Raw genomic sequence first — 18013 nt, 5'->3', positions numbered from 1 at the left:
GCGGGTGCCAGCGGCGCCTGACGACAGATTTCGGCAGAATGTCCCAATGGCGGGTCGATGCCGATGACGATGAATGCCAAACGGCGGCGCGTGCACAACAAACTGGCGTCCCTGCCCGGAGTCCGACCCTTGCGGCGACCGGTCTCGCCAGGCAGCGCAGAGCAGTTCGACCTCTACTACGTGCGCACAGGACCGAGGACCAGCCATCCGCTGGTGATCATCCCCGGTGGGCCGGGACTCGCATCGATACTGGTGTACAAGGGGTTCCGACGGCGGGCCGCCGCCACCGGGCTGGATGTCATCATGATCGAACACCGTGGTGTGGGCATCTCGCGCCACGACGACTCCGGTGCCGACTTGCCGCCGCACGCACTCACCGTCAATCAGGTGGTCGACGACGTGGCAGCGGTGCTCGACGACGCCCAGGTCGACACGGCTGTCATCTACGGTGCGTCCTATGGCACTTACATCGCCGCCGGTGTCGGTGTCCGCCATCCCGGTCGGGTGCGGGGAATGGTCCTGGATTCGCCGGTGTTGTCCCGCCACGACATCGCCGCTGTGCGCGACGCTATCCGGCGGGTACTGTGGTACGGCGATCACCCCGAGACCGCCGCAATAGCCCCCAAGGTGCGTCGCCTCGCCGAGGCCGGCGTGATGACGCCGACAGCCGCTCAGCTCGCTGCGGCAGTGTACGGCTACGGCGGAGCTTCGCTGCTCAACCGCCAACTCGATCTGCTGTTGCAGGGCCGAACACTGCTGTGGCGGGCACTCGGCTGGGTGCTCACGATGACCACGCACAAGGCGCCCTACCGCTACGAAATCGACCTGGTGAGCCGTATTGCGTTGCGCGAGCTGGATTATGCCCCCGAGCCAGACGGACTGCCGCTCGACCCCGCGGTGGCGATGCGTGAATTAATCCCCGGCACAGCAACATTCGAAGCTGAGCCGTTCGATCTGGTGGCCGAGCTGCCGAAGTTCTCCTGGCCGACAGCGGTGGTCTCCGGTGGTCGCGATCTGACCACGCCGCCGGCGGTAGCCGAGCGTGTCGCCTCGCTGTTGCCGAACGCGGTGCTGTTGACGTTGCCGACGATGGGTCACAGTGCGCTGGAAACTCGCGAGCGAGCCGCGCTGACCATCGCCTCCGCCGTATGCCTTGACGAACTCGAGAAGCTAGTCGACCAGGCGCCGACATTGGATGCATTCCCTGTGCACCCGGCGCTACGGCTGGTGAAGGCGGCGCTCGGTGTGGCAGCCGCGGTGGAGGGCGGGCTGCCGGTGTCGCTTGCTGACCTCGGCCGCTGGGTGCCCCCCCTACGGCTAGCGGCGCGCTGAATCTCAAGCGGCTGTTAGTTTTACAGGGTCTTCGCGGCGGTTTCGTGCGCGGCGAAGAAGGGCACCACTGAAGCGTCCCGCGTTCGATGCACGCATCATTTCGTGTGACTGGTGTCCTTACCGATCTGGTCCTGAACGTAGTCCGTGATGGCAACGCTCAAATTCGGTTCATCTAGACATGGCGGGCCGCTCGGCACAGTCAATGGACAACGCACCTGGCGCCCCCCGCCCAAGAGGGGCCGTCCGAGAACCAAACCGGGTTAACGCACCCCACGATCGAGATCAAATAACATGGGTCGATGGTCGTAGGGCTGAGTGGGAACATGACTACAGGCCGCTGATGGGTGGATTCGTCAGGCGGGCATTGTTTGGTCGCCAACTTTGTCGATGATTTCTTGTTCGGATTCGGCGGGAACGCGTGTGCTGACGAGGAATCGGTTGAACATGTTGTACCAGCAGATGACGGCGATGTAGCGACGGCTGAGGTCGTCGCCGAAGCGTTCTTTGAGTGCGGCCAGCGCGGTGTCTTGCAGCCCTGTGTTGTTGGTGATCTGTTCGGTGGCGAGCATGACGAGGGTGGCGTCGTCGTCGAGTCCGGTGACCGGTCCGTCGTTTTGGATGCCCTGTTTCTCTGCATCGGTCGCACCCAGATTGTCGAGCATTCGGAGGTTGGGGCCCCAGGGGTTGACTCCGCCGAGCAGTTTGGCGATGCGCAGGCAGATGAATTCGCGAATTTTGGGATCGACGCCGTCGACGCGAAAGACGGCGCGGGCGAGTTCGATCATGGGCCGGCCGATGCCGCCGGTCCCGAGCATCATGCGCCCGTCTTTATAGTTGCGTCCGAAGTCGCATAGGTAGGCTACGGTCTCCGGCCCAAGTTCGTCGTCGGTGGGTAGTGGGATCGATTCGGTGAACGGGTAGGCGTCCAGATGTGGCATCTCACTGGTCCTTTCGGTTGTTGGTGGGTCGGTACAGCCAGGGGCGCAGGTGTTGATCGCGGGCGCGGTGGGTGTCGATGTCTCTGCGGTGGCGCAGATTGTCATCAATGTCGTCGAGTCCCTCGAGAAGCAGTTGGCGGGGCCGTTCGTCAATGGGGAAGGAGCGCCACGGCCCTCCAGTGGCGCGTAGGCGGCTGTGTTCGAGGTCGATCTCTGCTTGTGGTGGTTCGGGGGCGTCGATGTGTAGTTCGGCGACCAGGCGGGCGTGTTTGTCTGGTGGGAGGGCCAGCGGCAAGATGGTGTTGCGGTAGCAGTTGGCGGCGAAGATGGACCCGAAGCTGGGGGCGATGATGGCTTTGATGCCGAATCCGCGTAGTGCCCAGACGGCAGATTCTCGGGAGCTGCCGCAGCCGAAGTTTGCGCCAGTGAGAAGTATGGTCGCGGTCCGGTAATCCGCCTGGTTCAGGATGAAATCTGGTCGTTCGCCACCGTTCTCGTCGTAGCGCCAGTTGCCGAACAGGATGGATTCGTAGCCGGTTTTGCCTAGTCCGGCCACCTGCAGGCGGGAAGGGGCGATGACGTCGGTGTCGATATTGTCGCGCAGCAGTGGCGCGACCACGCCAGCGACGTGTCTTAGTGATCGATCGGTCATGGCAGGGTCCTGGGATCGGTGATGTGTCCGGTGAGCGCGGAGGCGGCGACAGTGGCGGGGCTGGCCAGATGTGTGCGTACGCCGGGGCCTTGGCGGCCTTCGAAGTTTCGGTTGGTGGAGCTGATCACACGCGCGCCCGTCGGGAAGCCTTCGCCGCCGCCGAAGAAGCAGAAACCGCAGCCTGATTCGCGCCACTGAAAGCCGGCATCGATGAAGGTACGGTCGATGCCCTGGGCTTCGGCAGCGCGCTTGACCGCGGTCGACCCGGGGATGCAGATGGCGGTGACCCCGTCGGCGACGTGGCGTCCGGCCAGCAGTGATGCCGCGGCTTGCAGATCGGAAAGTCGTGCGTTGGTGCAGGATCCGATGAAGGCGGCGTCGATCGGTATCGTAGTCATCGGCGCGCCCGGGGTCAGGCCGATGTAGGCGAGTGCTTTTGCGGCTCCGGCGGGATCGGGCAGTGTGTCGGGATGGGGTACCGGTGCATCGATGCCGATGCAGTGCTGGGGACTGGTGCCCCAGGTGATCTGAGGTGTCAAGGTGGTGACGTCGATGTCGACGGTGCCGTTGAAGCGTGCCCCGGCGTCGGTGCGCAGTGCCAACCATTGCCGGGCGGCGCGCTGCCAGTCGCTACCGCTAAGTGCTAGTGGTCGGGCCTTGAGGTAGTCCAGGGTGGCGGCGTCGGGGGAGACGATGCCGGTGAAACCCCCGGCTTCGACGGCCATGTTGCACAGCGTCATTCGGCCTTCAATGGGCATCGATTCGATGGTCGGCCCGGTGTACTCGATGGCGTAGCCGGTGGCGCCGGCGGCGCCGATGGTCGCGATGAGCGCCAGAATCAGGTCTTTGGCGTAGACGCCATCGCCGAGCGATCCGGTGAAGCGGGCCTGCAGGGTCTTGGGCCGTTTGACGGCCAGCGTCTGGGAGGCCAGGGCGGTCTCGCAAGTGCTCACGCCCACGCCCCAGGCCAGTGCGCCGAGCCCTCCGTTGGTGCCAGTGTGGCTGTCGGCGCATACCATCGTCATGCCGGGCAGCACTAGTCCCTGCTCGGGGAAGGTAACGTGACAAATTCCCTGGCGACCGTCATCGAGATCGAAGATCGGTATTCCTGCCTCTGCGGCGGCGGCTCGGAACCCCTCAATGAATTTCTGACTGTCGGGCAGGGGGCTGGCGTCGGTGCGTCCGGGCCGGGTGTCCACCGAATGGTCGACGGTGCCGAATACGGTGTGCGGGTCAAAGACCTGTCGCTGATCGTCGCGCAGGCTGGTCAAGGCGAACGCGCCGCTCTTCTCGTGCAGGAAGATCCGGTCGATATACAGCAGCGCGGTGTCGGCATCGAGCTGGGATACCACGTGGGCATCCCAGATCTTGTCGAAGACCGTACGCGGTTCCGGTGCCATCACCGCCTCCCACCGTTGGGCACGAGACCGGCGAGGTAGCGCTGCTCGAGCTCGGCGACCAGCGGCGTGCCGACGAGGCCATGTACGTCGGCGAAGCTGGCTGTGCGCAGGCCCAGATTCCAGGTTCCCTCGTCTTCACGAATCTGGTTGAGTGCGTCGGTGATACCCGTGATCGCGGCGGCAAACAGGGCGCCGGGCAGACTGACCCGGGCCACACCGAGCGTCTGCAGTTCGGTAAACGTCAGATGGGTCGGTGACTTGCCGCCCTCGACGATGTTGATCCCGACCGGCCCGTCGATACCCGCAACGGCGGCGACGATCTCCTCCCGCGCGTGCAATCCCTCCACGAACACCAGCGTCGCGCCGGCATCGAGATAGGCGTTGCCGCGCTTGATCACACCGTCAATGCCCTCCACGGCCAGTGAGTCGGTACGGGCGGTGATGACGAAGTTTGGGTTACACCGGGCGTCGGCGGCGGCACGAATCTTAGTCACGGCCTCGTCCAGGTCGATGACCTGTTTGCCGACGAGGTGGCCACACCGTTTTGGCATGACCTGGTCTTCTAAGTTGACCCCCGCGAGACCGTGGCGTTCGAAGGTCTGCACCGTGAAAAACGTGTTGACCGCGTTGCCGAATCCGGTATCGGCGTCACCCACCACCGGAATGTCGACCGATCGGGCGATCACGCCGCACGCGCCGGCCATCTCGGCCAAGGAGGCGATGGAGTAGTCCGGGACGCCGTAGTGCACCGCGGCGATCCCCAGGCCACTGCACTGCAACGCACTAAACCCGGCTTGCTGAGCCAGCTTGGCGCTGATCGGGTCGTACACGCCGGGCATCACGACCAGATCGGGTCCCAGGAACAGTTCTTTGAGTCGTGACGGCTTGTCTTCTATGGGAGTCATCTCCATCACCTCTATAACATATAGCTATAAAATATAGGTGTCAACACTTGCCGAGATACAGCCTTGATTAACTGCGGCTGGGGCTAGGGTTGTTCGAGATGGAACACGAGGAGGCGTCGCGGCTGCGCCGCCAGTTGATGACACTGCAGCGCCGGATTCGCCGGGAGATGAAAACTGGGCCGGTGGCGCTGTCGGATGCCCTGGTACTGGGCGCAATTGAGCGCAACGAGGGAACGGTGTCTCCCGGACAACTCGCCGAAGACCTGGTCATGACGACGTCCAACGTCGCCGCGGCGCTGCGATCGCTCGAGGCGGCGGGGCTGATCAGTCGTCAGCGTGACTCCAACGATGCCCGACGGGTGCGTATCGAGCTCACTGAACGCGGCCGCCGCCTGGTCGTCGACGATCGACGCCGGCGCGACGATTGGCTGTGCGACACCATCAACACCTTCCTGAGTCCGCGTGAACAGAAAGTGCTGCAGCAGGCCGGCGAGTTGATGAGCCGCCTAGCCTACGAGGGCCTCGACAATCGCGACGAGCTCGATCGCGGCGATGCGGCTGCAGGCTGAGTCGTGCCGCTATGTGGCACAGTCCGCGTGGTTGCGCAATGGGCTCTGTGATCGGCGCAACGAACATGTCGGCTGTTTTGCCCGAAGGCCAAAACAAGAACATTGGCTGTCCGAAATCTGTTGCGCGTCTTTGGAATCGACATAAACAGGCGTCGTCGGCCTCTTGGTAGTGGACGAGGACGCGACCCGCTCGGTCCGTCAGTCATAGTGCGCGACGCTCTCGACGCGCTTTTGGTTGACGGCGCTTCGCAAGTCAACCATGGTGATCGCGCTGGACCTGTGGTACAGCTGTCGGCTCATCTGGGTTCAGCCGACGCGAACTACCAGTTTGCCGATGTGGTTGCCTTCTCGGAGCCGATCGAACGCTGCTCGCGCGTCGGCAAATTCATAGACTTCGTCGATGACCGGCTCGAGCTTGGTGGCAACGACGGCCCGCACCAGATCCTGAAGGTGGGTCCGGTCGCCGACGGTGATGGATCGCGTCGTTGCACCCGTACCCTTGAGCAGGAAGTAGTCGACGCCGGGATTGTCTTCGCTGAGGAAGCCGATCAGTGACACCTCGCCGTCCGCGGCGACCGCCCGCAGTGACTGGTTGATGGTGGCCGGGCCGCCCACCTCGACCACTCTGTCTGCACCTCGATCGTTGGTCAGCTCACGCACCTGCTCACCCCAATTGGGGTTGGCACGGTAGTTGACGACGTCGTCGGCTCCCAAACTGGCCAAAATTTCGGCCTTTTCGTCGGTTGACGTTGTTGAAATCACCCGGGCACCGAGTATCTTCGCCAGCTGCAGCGCGAAGATCGAGACGCCGCCCGAGCCCAAGGTCAGCACTGTTTGGCCGGCCCGAATCGGCGACCTACCGCCCAGCGCATTCCAGGCCGTGACGCCAGCGCAAGGCAGTGTGGCGGCCTGCTCGTCGGTTAATGCTGTCGGGACTTTTACGACCGATTCCCGTGAGATCACTTTGTATTCGGCTAGCCATCCGTCCTGGCCGTTGCCGTAGCTTTCGGTGTTCGCGGTAGCCGGTAGCGGACCGCCGAACCAGCGCGGATGAAACGCCCCGATGACGCGGTCACCCGGACGGTAATCGTCCACACCTTCACCGACTTCGATCACCTCGGCGGCGGCGTCGCTGCATGGCACCAGGCCGGTTTTGCTGTCGCGCACGTAGCGGCCCAATGGGATGGCGATGTCGCGGTAGTTCAGAGACACCGTTCGCACTCTAAGCAGTAATTCACCACGTTGAGCCGACGGGACGGGTTCGTCGTGCAATTGCAGACCATCAAGCCCACCGAAATGATCAAAGCGGTACACACGCACGACTAAATCCCTTTCTGATGACGTTGTTCGCAGTTCAGACCGGCAATTCAACCCATCATGCGCGGGCGAAATTCCCGAGCGCTAGGGAAGAACTGAGGGCAGGTAAGCCACAATGGCTTCGGCGACTGCTCGGGGTTGTTCGGGGAATAGCGCATGGCTGGCACCCTCGATGATCGTCGCGCGAACGCGGTCGCCGTAGTTCGCCCGCAAGTCACCCCATTGCGCAGGGATGTGGAACGGATCAAGCGCTGCGATGATCTCGAGGATTGGCGCAGCACCGGCAGCCCAGTAGCGGTCGACTTCGGTGCGTTGGGCACAGTCGACCTGCATCGCCAGGGTGTCGGGATACCAGCCCGTCAACCACGGCGAGGCGTCGTGCTCTGGGGCGAAGAACGCCAGGCGCAGCGCATCCATCCGGACGGCGTCCGGCAAGGAGAGATCACCGGCACGCATTGGAGCCGAAGCAACTTCGGGTGCAACGGTTTTCCCAGACGCGGCCGCCAAGATGACGGCGGCTGCCTTGTCGGGATGGTGCACTGCGATTGCGCGCGCCACGAAGTTGCCGAATGCGTGACCCAGTATCACCGCGGACCCGTCGGCGAGTTCGTGGATCACGCAAGCGATATCACCAGCCATATCTTCAAAGGTGACCGCAGTCATCGGGCCGACCGAGCGGGCGATGCCACGCGGTTGGGGCCGCAGCACCCGGTAACCAGCGTCGACGAGCACGTCGGTCAGTGGGTCGAAGTCGGCGCCGCCGTCGCGGCCGTAGGACGGAACAATTACCACGGTCGGGCCGTGCCCGTCGACGTAAGTTTCGATCGAAGCCGTTGTCGAATCGACGATTGCGCTGTGCCGGATCATGATTGGTCGGGATGCAGTTCGACGCGCAGCAGCGCCGCGTTCCGGACGATGCCGTTTGGAGGGGCGGTGGTACCGCCGTCGGTGGTGACGTAGAAAACTCGGCCATGCTCTCTCGGAAGGCGTCCCCACGACGCGCTCGACGGTCCGATGAGTGCTTCGTCGAACGGGTCGCCGATGAGGTGACGGACTTGGCTGCCGCCGTCAGGTTGCAGCGGCACCCGGTCGATGGTGTTGGCGCGGTGGCGGGTGACGTAGGCAAACCCGGCCTCGTCGTCGAGGCAGAAATCATCCGTGTTGTCGATCGCGGCGACGAACTCTGGCTGGCCGTCCGGCTCCAGCGTGGAGGGGTTGACGGCAACGCGCATGAACACTTTCTGCGCTGTGGAGGTGTAGTACAGGTAGCCGGTGCGGGGGCTGTAGTGCACGCCGTTGACGCCGGGCTGCGGTGGTGGCGGGACGTCGCTGTCAGGGTCGAAAGCCATGGTGTCGTGGGTCAACCACACGTCGGCGGTGGCGCTGCGCGCGTCGTCGGCAAGGTGGACCCGCCAGATCAGGCCGGCGAAGCAGTCGGCGATCGCCAACACTCCCGGCCCGAGAACGCAGGTGCCGTTGAGTCCGCGAGCGCGCTCGTCGAATCGGAAGATGGTCTTCGCGGTGACGGGTTGGCCAGGACTCCAAGCGGTGAGATCGATTCGCACGAGCGAGGATTCGTGGGTCGTGTACGCCTCGGTGAGGCTGATGACGAACAAATCGGGAGTAATTTCGACGATCCCGGTCACGGGGTGGTCGAAACGGCACATCAGCACAGGGTCGACCACCGATCCACGCTGCGCGGGCGGGACGTACCAGAGTTCTTTCTGCAGCACCGCGGTGATTAGGGTGGAGCCGTCGGCGCGCATGGCGAGGTTCTCCAAGAAGTAGTTCTTCGGGAAGTGGGCCACAGGTGTCAGCGTGACCGCCGGCACAGGTGCGATCGGCATGTTCTTCACTCCTCTCGACATGGGCTCGGTGCGACGTCGTCAGGGTGCGGGAATGGCGAAGGCGGTCAGGGTGGCGCAGACGGTGTGGTAGATGCCGGTCAGCACAGCGATGTCGAAAACACCAGCGGCACCAAAGATCTGCTCGGCGTCGTGGTAGGTTGAGTCGTCGACGCCGTGGCTGGTCGACAGTTGGCGTGCCAGGCGGTGAGCCGCAGTCTGCGCGTCGGTGAGCTGGGCTGGCTCGTTACCACCGGCCAGTTCGGTGATCACGGCTTCCGAGAGACCGGCGTGGCGGGCGACCGAACTGTGGGCGTAAAGCTCGTAGGTCGCATGCCATACCGCGCCGACGGTGAGAATGACCACCTGGCGGACCTGTTCGTCGAGAGAGGTGTGCTGCTGTTCGGCCGTCTGCAAGTTCAGGAATGCTGCGGCAAGTTTTGGGTTGAGCAAGCTGGGGTTGAAGGGACCGATAAGCCGGCCGTCTGGGTCGGTAGCAGCGAAGCCGCTGCGGTGGGCCCATTGCAGAGCGGTGACCGAAATGTGGTCGAAGAGTTTGCGTTGCGCCACGCTCAACTCGTCGCGGTCGGCCAGTGCCAGTCGCCCGCCCAACCCGTCAGTCTTCGCGCTCACTGGTCCAAACCTGTTGCGTTGGCGGGCACGTCGAATGCCGCCAGGGTCATGCTGACCATGGTGAACCAGCCCAGCAGCACGGCGACGTCGACTATGCCGGCGTCGCCCAGTAACTCCTTGGCGCGGCGGTACAGGCCCGTCGGGACCACTCGCTGGCCCACGAGCGCCGAGGCGAGCTCGTAGACCACCTGCTGGCGCGGGTCGTCGAAGGATGTGGGCAACCCGGCGATCAAGGCTTCGACGGAACGCGCCTCGAGATGGCCGTCTCGCTCACCGATGATCTCGTGTTCATAGCTCGCATACGCACTGCGCCACCGCGCGCAGACCAGGTTGGTCGCGATCTCGATTTCTGCTTTGGTAAGCGTCGACTCGCGCTGGTAGTACGCGCCGGTCGGCACGATTGTTTTGGACAATTCGGGATTGGCCAGCCAAATCTTGTGCGGGCCCGGCACCAGGCCTCGCAGTTCGCGGGTGAAGTCGTAGGCCTCTTTCATGCCAGTCGGCATCGCGTCCACCGGTGTCTCGACGAACCGGCCGAAGGTGCCGAAGTCGGCGTTGTCACTCATCGATCATCTCCTTCTCGGCGTCGACCTTGCCCGTCGCTTAGGTGGTCCTTAAAGCGAACGAGCGTTCATGTTTTTATGATGACATCTAGCCGACCGGCTGTCAAACGCGAACGTTCATGCTCTTTGCGATATGGTGGGGGCATGCCGAAAGTGTCACCGGAGTACCGTGCCGAGCGGCGAGCGCACATCCTCGCCGCGGCACGCAGATGCTTCGTCCGAGACGGCTTTCACGGCACCTCGATGCAGGACCTTGTCGATGAGGCCGGCGTCTCCTCGGGCGCGGTTTATCGCTACTTTTCGAGTAAGGAGGCCGTCATCGAGGCGATCGCCGCAGAGAACCTCGACGAGGTTGTCGGCGTGATCGAGAAGTCCGTCGAGGAAGGGTTGACCGCCGAAGCGACCATCGCTGCCGTACTCGAATTCGTCACGGCCCGTCATTCCGAGGACGGATTCGCGGCGATCGCGCTACTCGTCTGGTCAGAAGCGATGCGCAACCCCACGCTGGCTCAGCGACTACGCGATTCGATCGGCGCCGCAACTCGGCTGTTGCGCTCGTCGAAACGCCCCGGCCACGACGAGGCGGTGGCGACCGACTTGCTCTTGTGCGTTCTGCCTGGCTACTTGATGCAGTTGGCCCTGCGTGGACCGCCAGCCGTCAAGCACCTACCGCGCACCGTCGAAAGCGTTTTCGCCCGCCATTCGTCCCATGCCAATAGTGGACATCAAAGTCATGATCGGCGCTCGTGACGAAGTGCCGCGGCACCCGCTGCTGCACTGACCGGAAGTGGATTGCCGCTATTGACACCGTCAAGACCGAGCACTCAAGTGGTGGCAGTAGGGCTATTTCGAACCGGCTTCGGCGAACCTCAAGCCGGTTGCCCTCGCGTTGGCAACCGTGCCGGTAGCCGAACCTCAAACGGCACATCAACACGCAGCGACCGCTGCCGATCGGAGCAGACTCCCGACGTCCCGTCAGGGTGGTTCGGTGATCTTTCCGGTTGACGGCGGGCTAACCGGAGCACCAGTTCCGCTGCGATGGGCTAAGCAGACCCTACTAACGCGTCCCCGCTGCGCCGCCTTGGCCGCCGCGCACCCACGGAAGCCGAAGCCAGCTACTACGGCGCCTCCATGACCAACCGGGCCGGTGCCCCCTCAAAAAAGTGTGGACGAAACCCGCGGTGTGGTTTATTAGTCCCTCGTGAATCCGATTGCGGTGTAGACCACGTCGGCCAGCCCTGGTGCGCCGTAGTTGGCCAGATCGCTGCGCACCGCTCTATCACCGGGTGACTGAAACAGCGGCAGGCTGAATCCCTCCTGCCAGATCATGGTGTCGACCTCGTTGGCGAGCGCGCGGGCCTTGTCCTGGTCGAGTTCGGACAGTGTTTGCTCGATCTTGGCGTCGATCGCGTGGGTGCCGATCTTGCCGAAGTTGGTGTCACCGTCCGAGGTGTATATCTGTGGCAGCGCAGACAGCGGGAAAGCGTTGCCCACCCAGCCGAATTGGACCATGTCGAAGTCGCCGACCCCGACATATTGGCTGAAGAACCCGGTGCCCGGTTTGGGTTCGAGCACCAGCTTGACACCGACCTGGGAAAGGCTCTGCTGAGCGACCAGGGCGATCTGACGGGCCGTGGGCGCATCGAAGAACACGTCACGGATGACTAGCTGCTTGCCGTCCTTTTCGCGGACGGCCCCCTTGAGTTGCCAGCCCAGTGAATCCAAATCTCGACGTGCCTGATCCGGGTTGAAAGCCCCTGGCGCGCTGTTGTTTTGGTAGCCCACCTGGCCGGCGACGTAAATATGATTGTTCAGCGGCACCGGATGGTCGGTCAGGCCGTGCTGGACGATGTTGACTATGGCTTGGCGGTCGATTCCCCTGCAGATCGCTACCCGCAGCTTCTCGTCGGCGAGGATGGACCCAGGCGCGCCGTTGAAGGTGAAGTGATACCACGTGGGCGCCGGCGCACGCCGGATGACGATTTCGGGAGTGCGCTCGGCGGTGACCATTTCGTCGAGGGTGCCGACCTCGGCGGCATCGATGGCGTTGTTCTGCAGGGCGGGAATGACCGCGGTGGCGTCCAGCACGAGAAACGTGATCGAGTCCAGCCGCGGCTTGGCACCCCACCAGTGAGGATTGCGGCGCAGCACTATCCGCTGCGCTGCTTTGTCGATCGTGGAAACGATGAACGGCCCGGCTGAGGGACCCGGGGCGTTGAGTTGACCCTTGTTGAAGACGTCGGGATTCGCCGTCATGCTGCGTGGTTGCATACCTCCGGCGAACATTCCGCGCCATTCCGCGTACGGTTCGGCGAAGCTGATGACCGCCTGGCGGTCGTCGACGCCTCGGGTCACCGACTTCACCCGTTCGAACCCCGCCCTGCTGGCGATCAAGTACCGCTTGTCCCGGCCGCTGCACGCGTCGACCTCGGATTTGAGATCTTGCCAGGTGATCGGGGTGCCGTCGGTCCATACCGCTTTGGGATTGATCGTGTATGTGACCACCTGGGGGTTGGTGCTGCTCAGCTCGACATCGACGAAGTAGTCGGTGTTGAGTTTCGGCGTGCCGTCGGGCTGGGTGATAAACGCACCGGGAAGCGTGGGCGTGACGATCGAACCGACGTCGGCGGTGTTGCCGTCGATGTTCAATTCGTTGAAGTTGGAGGGGAATTCGCTCAGCGCAAGTCGCAGGTTACCGCCGTCGCGCAGGGTCGCGGGGTCGCGGGGATTCATGTCGCTGGTCGTGCCGACCCGTGCGGCATGGCCCTGCTGAAGGTCCCGGTATCCGTCCGCGCAGCCGCCGACGACCACACTCACAACCAGGGCCAGCGCCGCAAGCTTGACAATCATCGGCGGGTTTCTCACCCGCGCGATGCTAACCGCTGGTGACATCGGAATGTGCGCGCGGCACCGCGGCCAGCAGTCGGCGCGTGTACTCGTGCTGCGGGTTGGTGAACACCTGGTCGCCGTCGCCTTGCTCGACGATCTTTCCCCGGTACATCACCGCGACCCGGTGGGCCAGGTGTTTGACCACCGAAAGGTCGTGCGACACAAACAGATAGGACAACCCGAATTGCTGCTGCAAGTCCAGCAGCAAGTTGATGATGCCCGCCTGAATTGAGACGTCGAGAGCCGACACGGGCTCGTCGAGCGCAAGGACCTTCGGCTGCAGCGCCAGCGCCCGCGCAATACCGATTCGCTGCTTTTGCCCGCCGGAGAACTCGGCGGGATAGCGGCTGGCGTCAGCATGATCGAGTCCGACGATCCCCAAGAGCTCGGCCACCCGTTCGTCACACCGACGCTTGTCGAATCCGTCGGCGACCAACGGCTCGGCAATGACGTCGAACACCGGCAGCCGTGGATCGAGCGACGCCACCGGGTCTTGGAACACCACTTGCAGTTCGGTCCGTAGGGTGCGACGTGCGGCCGCATCAATGGCTGCGACGTCGGCGCCCAGGATTTCGATGGAGCCCGCCTCTGGTTTGGTGAGCTCGAGAACCTGGGTCAGTGTCGTCGATTTGCCCGAGCCGGATTCACCGACGATGCCCAGGGTGCGGCCTTGCTCCAAGGTGAAGCTGACCCCGTCGACGGCACGAACCTCGCCCACCTGCCGACGAAAAACTACACCCTTGGTGAGCCGGTACGTCTTGGCAAGGTCGGTGACCTTCAGCACGACCGGAGGTTCTGCCGTGGTGTTGTCCGCCTGCGGCTGCGTCGACACTCCGAAGATCTCGGCCGCACTGCGCCCCGCGACGTGATCGGTGCGGATGCACGCAGCCTGGTGGCCGTCGCGGATGGTGACGAGATCGGGTTCGGCGGAAAGACATTCGTCCACCGACAGTGGGCAGCGGGGGGCGAACGTGCACACGCCGGGCGACCGCGACGTCACGGTCGGCGGCGCCCCCGGGATCGGGATCAGCCGGGTGCCCCGCGGGGCGTCCAGCCGTGGCACCGAACCCAGTAATCCGACCGTGTAGGGCATCCGGCGGTCGCGGTAAAGCTCATCGACCGTGGCCGTTTCGACCGGGCGACCGGCATACATGACCAGTGCCCGGTCGGCAAACTCCGACACCACGCCGAGGTCATGGGTAATGATCAGCACACCGGCGCCGGTGACGTCGCGCGCGGTCCGCAATACGTCGAGGATCTGTGCCTGCACGGTGACATCCAGCGCGGTGGTGGGTTCGTCGCAGATCAGCAGGTCGGGGTCGTTGGCGATGGCGATCGCGATCACCACGCGCTGGCGCTCGCCGCCCGACAGCTCGTGCGGGAAGGCTCTGGCGCGGCGTTCCGGTTGGGCAATGCCGACCAGTTCGAGCAGCTCGACTGCACGCTTTCGGGCATTCGCCCTGCCGATTTGACGGTTGTGGACCGCGATGGCTTCGGCGATCTGGTCGCCGACGGTGTAGACGGGCGTCAGCGCCGACATCGGGTCTTGGAACACAGTGCCGATCGTCTTGCCGCGGATCTGTGACATCTCGTTGTCGGATAGGCCGAGCAGCTCCTGATCGTGCAACCGCACCGATCCGGACACCTGAGCATATTCGGGCAGCAGCCCGACTACGGCCATCGCGGCAGTCGTTTTGCCACAACCGGATTCGCCGACTATGGCCACCACCTCACCCGGATCGATGCGGTAACTCGTACCCCGCACCGCGGGGACCAGCAGATCCTCGGTTACGAAGGTGACGTTGAGGTCCGTCACTTCCAGCAAGGCGCTCACTTGGGGCGCCGCTTCCGGCGGGGCGTCGACCGGCTGCGCGGATCAAACGCGTCCCGCAAGGCGTCGCCGGTGAGGTTGGCGCAGAAGACGATCAGCACCAACGCGCCCGCCGGAAACAAAAAGACCCACGGGAACGTGGTGGTCGAAGAAGTGCCCTCGGCGATCAGGTTGCCCAGTGACACGTCGGGCGGCTGGACACCGAATCCCAGGAAACTCAAACTGGTTTCGGCGAGGATGGCGAAGGCGACGTTGAGTGTCGCGTCGATGATGAGGATTGAGGCAACGTTCGGCACTATGTGATGGACGATAATGCGCCGGCTGGCCACCCCCATGTACTTCGCCGCGCGAATGAACTCGCGTTCTCGCAGACTCATCGTCATGCCGCGCACCATCCGGGAGCTGACCATCCAGTTGAACACCGCCAGCAGGACGATCAGCCACAGTATGTTGCTCGACTGCTTGATACGCGGCGTGACGATGGCGATCAGGATGAAGCTCGGCACCACCAGCAGAAGGTCCACCAGCCACATCAGCGCCCGGTCACGCCAGCCGCCGAAATACCCGGCCACCGATCCCACGGTCGCGGCGATACTGGTCGAGATCAGCGCCACACAAAAACCGATGAGCATCGACTTCTGCATGCCGCGCAGCGTCCGGGCCAGCAGATCCTGGCCAAGAGCATTGGTGCCGAACCAGTGTCGAAGCGACGGTGGTTGCAGCAGGGAGTTGTAGTCCAGATCGTTGTAACCGTAGGGCAGTATCGGCGGCAGCGCATAGCACCCGATGAACAACAGCGCCAGCAGGAACAGCGCCACCACGGCTGGCTTGTTTCGGAAAAACCGCCGCGCCAACAAGGTTCGCCGTGACGTGAAGGCGGCCGGGTGGATGCCGGAGCGGACGGGGGTGGTTTCCGCGGTGACCTCTTGTGTCATGACACCCGCACCCTGGGATCCAGCACCGCATAGAAGACGTCGGACAACAGCCCGGCCAGCAGCACGGCCGCCCCAGAAAACAGCGCGATCGCGAGCACGATGTTGGTGTCCTGCGTCGAGATGCCTTGTATCGCCCACTCGCCCATGCCGTGCCAGCCGAAGATCTTTTCGACGAACACCGCCCCGACGACCAGACCGCTGACTCCGTAGGCGAACAAAGTGGCCAGCGGAATCAGAGCGGTGCGCAGGCCGTGTTTGAACAGCGCGCGGCGGCGGGTCAGGCCCTTGGCGCGAGCGGTGCGGATGAAATCCTCGCTGAGCACGTCCAGCATCGCGTTGCGCTGATAGCGGCTGAACACAGCGACCGCCCCCAAGGCCAGTGTGAGACTTGGCAAGACGATGTGCTGCGCGCGGTCGACCAGCTGGTCCCACCATCCGCCGTGCGGAATCGGTGACGTCTCACCGGTGTACAGGAACATCTGCAGCCCGGTAAGCATGTTCACCCGCAGCCCGGCCAGGATCAGCAAGCCCGCGAGTACGAATGACGGGATGCTCAGGGTGATCAACGACAGCACGGTGATCACCCGGTCGCTCATGTGGTACTGACGGATCGCGCCCCACGCGCCCACGATGACGCCGACCGCCATGCCCACCACCGAACCGATCACCAGGAGCCGCAGGCTGATCCCCACTCGGCGCCACAGCTCTTCGGAAACGGGATGGCCCGCCACCGTCGTGCCGAAATCACCGTGGACCACGCCGGCAATCCATTTGCCGTACCGGATCGGTATCGGTTTGTCCAAACCGAGCTGAACGGCTTTGGCGTGGATGGCCTCCGCCGGAGGCTGCGGGTGGCGCTGGATGAAACTGTCCAGCGGATGAAACGCCAGGGATGTCAGGCAGAACGTCAAGAACGACGCAAGTGCCAGCAGGACGACGTAGTTCAGCAACCGACGCGCCAAGAAGCGGATCATGTCTGCCTGCTTCGCCAGTGTCGCATGGGCACAGGGTAGCGAGCGCAGGCCAGAGCGCTCGCAAATCAGCACCGCGCGCTGGGGTGCGTGGCTCGCGCCATTCCGATCGGATTGATCCGGACCGGTGAAATACCGGTGGCTGATTGTTAAAATCAGCCACCCGAATTGTCGGTGCAGCAAACGACATCATGCAATATCTGAGGAGATTGGCGTGACGGTTACCGACGAATACTTGGCCAACAATGCGGACTATGCGAATAGCTTCGAGGGGCCGTTGCCGCTGCCGCCGAGCAAACATGTTGCGGTGGTGGCGTGCATGGATGCCCGGCTCGACGTGTACCGCATTCTCGGGCTCAAGGAGGGCGAGGCACATGTCATCCGCAACGCCGGCGGCGTGGTCACCGACGACGCGATCCGCTCACTTGCCATCAGTCAGCGGTTGCTGGGAACTCGGGAGATCATCCTGATTCACCACACCGACTGCGGGATGCTCACCTTCACCGATGACGACTTCAAGCGCGCCATCCAGGACGAGACCGGTCTCAAACCGCCATGGGCCGCTGAGGCTTTCCCCGACCTGGAAGAAGACGTCCGGCAGTCGTTGCGCCGCATCGAGGCCAGCCCGTTCGTCACCAAACACGAGTCGGCGCGCGGCTTCGTCTTCGACGTGGCCACCGGCAAGCTCAACGAGGTCACCCTCTAGCGCGAGCAGACGCAAAAGCACCCTTTTCCGGCCCGGAAAGGGTGCTTTTGCGTCTGGTGGGCAGGCCGCGGTCAGCCGATCTTGTAGGTGGCCAGCGCCTTCGCGATGAGCCGGTCCTGCGGGTCGACGATCTCGGCCTCGCAGTTGACCAGTGACCGCCCGCGCCGCAACGCCCGGCCTACCCCGATCACGTCGGTCGCACGGGCCGGTGCCATGAAGTCGAGCGCCATCGACACCGTCACGCCGCGCAGCTCGGGCGGTGCCTCGGCGCCGCACCAAGCCGCCGCCATGACCGTGAGATCGGCCAGCGTCGCGATGGCCCCGCCGTGCACCATGTCGCCGATGGTGACGTTGGACGGATCCCAGGGCAGCCGCAGCCGCACCTGATCGTCGGCGAGCGCGTCGGCGACGATGCCGAGCTTGGCGACGAAGGGAGACGTGGGCAGGAATTGAGCGATGACATCGCGGCCATTGGGCGGTTTATCGGGCGTCGACATGCGTCCATGTTTTCGCAACGCACCGACACCG

The 18013-nt window shown here is 63.8% G+C and carries 18 protein-coding genes; 4 read left to right on the top strand and 14 right to left on the bottom strand.

Going from position 1 to position 18013, the window contains the following annotated elements:
* The first annotated feature begins 63 nt into the window (after nucleotides 1-63).
* Nucleotides 64-1332 carry an alpha/beta fold hydrolase gene (locus G6N15_RS02145; RefSeq protein WP_083085020.1) on the top strand — a complete coding sequence of 423 codons (1269 nt, stop codon included), beginning with the start codon at nucleotides 64-66 and terminating at the stop codon, nucleotides 1330-1332.
* A 353-nt stretch (nucleotides 1333-1685) separates the two neighbouring features.
* Here G6N15_RS02145 and G6N15_RS02140 read toward each other — a convergent pair whose 3' ends face one another.
* The 4 genes from G6N15_RS02140 to G6N15_RS02125 are packed head-to-tail and all read right to left on the bottom strand — an operon-like array spanning nucleotide 1686 to nucleotide 5227.
* Nucleotides 1686-2270, bottom strand: a complete 585-nt coding sequence (locus G6N15_RS02140; protein ID WP_083085023.1) for a carboxymuconolactone decarboxylase family protein — start codon at nucleotides 2268-2270, stop codon at nucleotides 1686-1688.
* Nucleotide 2271: 1 nt separating this feature from the next.
* Entirely contained in the window at nucleotides 2272-2922 is a 651-nt protein-coding gene (gene leuD / locus G6N15_RS02135) for a 3-isopropylmalate dehydratase small subunit (RefSeq protein WP_083085026.1), read from the bottom strand.
* A complete protein-coding gene (locus G6N15_RS02130; protein WP_083085028.1) occupies nucleotides 2919-4322 on the bottom strand; it encodes a 3-isopropylmalate dehydratase large subunit in 1404 nt (467 codons plus the stop codon). Before G6N15_RS02130 ends, leuD begins: the two co-directional genes overlap by 4 nt.
* Complete coding sequence (locus tag G6N15_RS02125; RefSeq protein WP_232070326.1) at nucleotides 4322-5227, bottom strand: isocitrate lyase/PEP mutase family protein; 906 nt, start codon at nucleotides 5225-5227, stop codon at nucleotides 4322-4324. The genes G6N15_RS02130 and G6N15_RS02125 overlap by 1 nt, the downstream gene beginning before the upstream one ends.
* Before the next feature lie 98 nt (nucleotides 5228-5325).
* On the opposite strand from G6N15_RS02125, the gene G6N15_RS02120 reads away from it, so the two are divergent.
* Nucleotides 5326-5796, top strand: a complete 471-nt coding sequence (locus G6N15_RS02120) for a MarR family winged helix-turn-helix transcriptional regulator (RefSeq protein WP_083085034.1) — start codon at nucleotides 5326-5328, stop codon at nucleotides 5794-5796.
* Nucleotides 5797-6102: 306 nt separating this feature from the next.
* Here G6N15_RS02120 and G6N15_RS02115 read toward each other — a convergent pair whose 3' ends face one another.
* The 5 genes from G6N15_RS02115 to G6N15_RS02095 all read right to left on the bottom strand — a co-directional run bounded on the left by G6N15_RS02115 (nucleotide 6103) and on the right by G6N15_RS02095 (nucleotide 10156).
* The gene (locus tag G6N15_RS02115; RefSeq protein ID WP_269473719.1) at nucleotides 6103-7110 is read right to left on the bottom strand and encodes a zinc-dependent alcohol dehydrogenase family protein; all 1008 of its coding nucleotides are present in this window, start codon (nucleotides 7108-7110) and stop codon (nucleotides 6103-6105) included.
* A gap of 87 nt (nucleotides 7111-7197) precedes the next feature.
* Complete coding sequence (locus G6N15_RS02110; RefSeq protein ID WP_083085039.1) at nucleotides 7198-7980, bottom strand: alpha/beta fold hydrolase; 783 nt, start codon at nucleotides 7978-7980, stop codon at nucleotides 7198-7200.
* On the bottom strand, nucleotides 7977-8960 hold the full coding sequence (locus tag G6N15_RS02105; protein WP_083085199.1) for a hypothetical protein: 984 nt from the start codon (nucleotides 8958-8960) through the stop codon (nucleotides 7977-7979). The genes G6N15_RS02110 and G6N15_RS02105 overlap by 4 nt, the downstream gene beginning before the upstream one ends.
* Before the next feature lie 39 nt (nucleotides 8961-8999).
* The gene (locus tag G6N15_RS02100; RefSeq protein WP_083085042.1) at nucleotides 9000-9590 is read right to left on the bottom strand and encodes a carboxymuconolactone decarboxylase family protein; all 591 of its coding nucleotides are present in this window, start codon (nucleotides 9588-9590) and stop codon (nucleotides 9000-9002) included.
* Nucleotides 9587-10156: a carboxymuconolactone decarboxylase family protein gene (locus tag G6N15_RS02095; RefSeq protein WP_083085045.1), complete on the bottom strand. Its 570-nt coding sequence runs from the start codon at nucleotides 10154-10156 to the stop codon at nucleotides 9587-9589. The genes G6N15_RS02100 and G6N15_RS02095 overlap by 4 nt, the downstream gene beginning before the upstream one ends.
* Before the next feature lie 141 nt (nucleotides 10157-10297).
* Here G6N15_RS02095 and G6N15_RS02090 point away from each other — a divergent pair, with 141 nt between their 5' ends.
* Nucleotides 10298-10903 carry a TetR/AcrR family transcriptional regulator gene (locus G6N15_RS02090; RefSeq protein WP_083085047.1) on the top strand — a complete coding sequence of 202 codons (606 nt, stop codon included), beginning with the start codon at nucleotides 10298-10300 and terminating at the stop codon, nucleotides 10901-10903.
* A gap of 441 nt (nucleotides 10904-11344) precedes the next feature.
* Here the strand turns inward: G6N15_RS02090 and G6N15_RS02085 are convergent, their stop codons facing one another.
* Genes G6N15_RS02085 through G6N15_RS02070 form a run of 4 tightly spaced genes read right to left on the bottom strand, consistent with a single transcriptional unit; the run spans nucleotide 11345 to nucleotide 16782 of the window.
* A complete protein-coding gene (locus G6N15_RS02085) occupies nucleotides 11345-13003 on the bottom strand; it encodes an ABC transporter family substrate-binding protein (RefSeq protein WP_083085050.1) in 1659 nt (552 codons plus the stop codon).
* A gap of 25 nt (nucleotides 13004-13028) precedes the next feature.
* Nucleotides 13029-14876, bottom strand: a complete 1848-nt coding sequence (locus G6N15_RS02080; protein WP_083085052.1) for a dipeptide ABC transporter ATP-binding protein — start codon at nucleotides 14874-14876, stop codon at nucleotides 13029-13031.
* Nucleotides 14873-15808 (bottom strand): ABC transporter permease, encoded by a 936-nt coding sequence (locus G6N15_RS02075; RefSeq protein WP_083085055.1) that lies wholly within the window; start codon nucleotides 15806-15808, stop codon nucleotides 14873-14875. Before G6N15_RS02075 ends, G6N15_RS02080 begins: the two co-directional genes overlap by 4 nt.
* Complete coding sequence (locus G6N15_RS02070; RefSeq protein WP_083085202.1) at nucleotides 15805-16782, bottom strand: ABC transporter permease; 978 nt, start codon at nucleotides 16780-16782, stop codon at nucleotides 15805-15807. The genes G6N15_RS02075 and G6N15_RS02070 overlap by 4 nt, the downstream gene beginning before the upstream one ends.
* 211 nt (nucleotides 16783-16993) lie before the next feature.
* On the opposite strand from G6N15_RS02070, the gene G6N15_RS02065 reads away from it, so the two are divergent.
* Nucleotides 16994-17485, top strand: a complete 492-nt coding sequence (locus tag G6N15_RS02065) for a beta-class carbonic anhydrase (RefSeq protein WP_083085057.1) — start codon at nucleotides 16994-16996, stop codon at nucleotides 17483-17485.
* A gap of 71 nt (nucleotides 17486-17556) precedes the next feature.
* On the opposite strand, the gene G6N15_RS02060 is transcribed toward G6N15_RS02065, so the two are convergent.
* Nucleotides 17557-17982: a PaaI family thioesterase gene (locus tag G6N15_RS02060; RefSeq protein ID WP_083085060.1), complete on the bottom strand. Its 426-nt coding sequence runs from the start codon at nucleotides 17980-17982 to the stop codon at nucleotides 17557-17559.
* Nucleotides 17983-18013: the final 31 nt, after the last annotated feature.

It is taken from the genome of Mycobacterium noviomagense (genome assembly GCF_010731635.1).
In the GTDB taxonomy this organism is placed as follows: domain Bacteria; phylum Actinomycetota; class Actinomycetes; order Mycobacteriales; family Mycobacteriaceae; genus Mycobacterium; species Mycobacterium noviomagense.
Note: the sequence above shows the minus strand (reverse complement) of the source record. Positions and strands in the feature narration are given on the sequence as shown.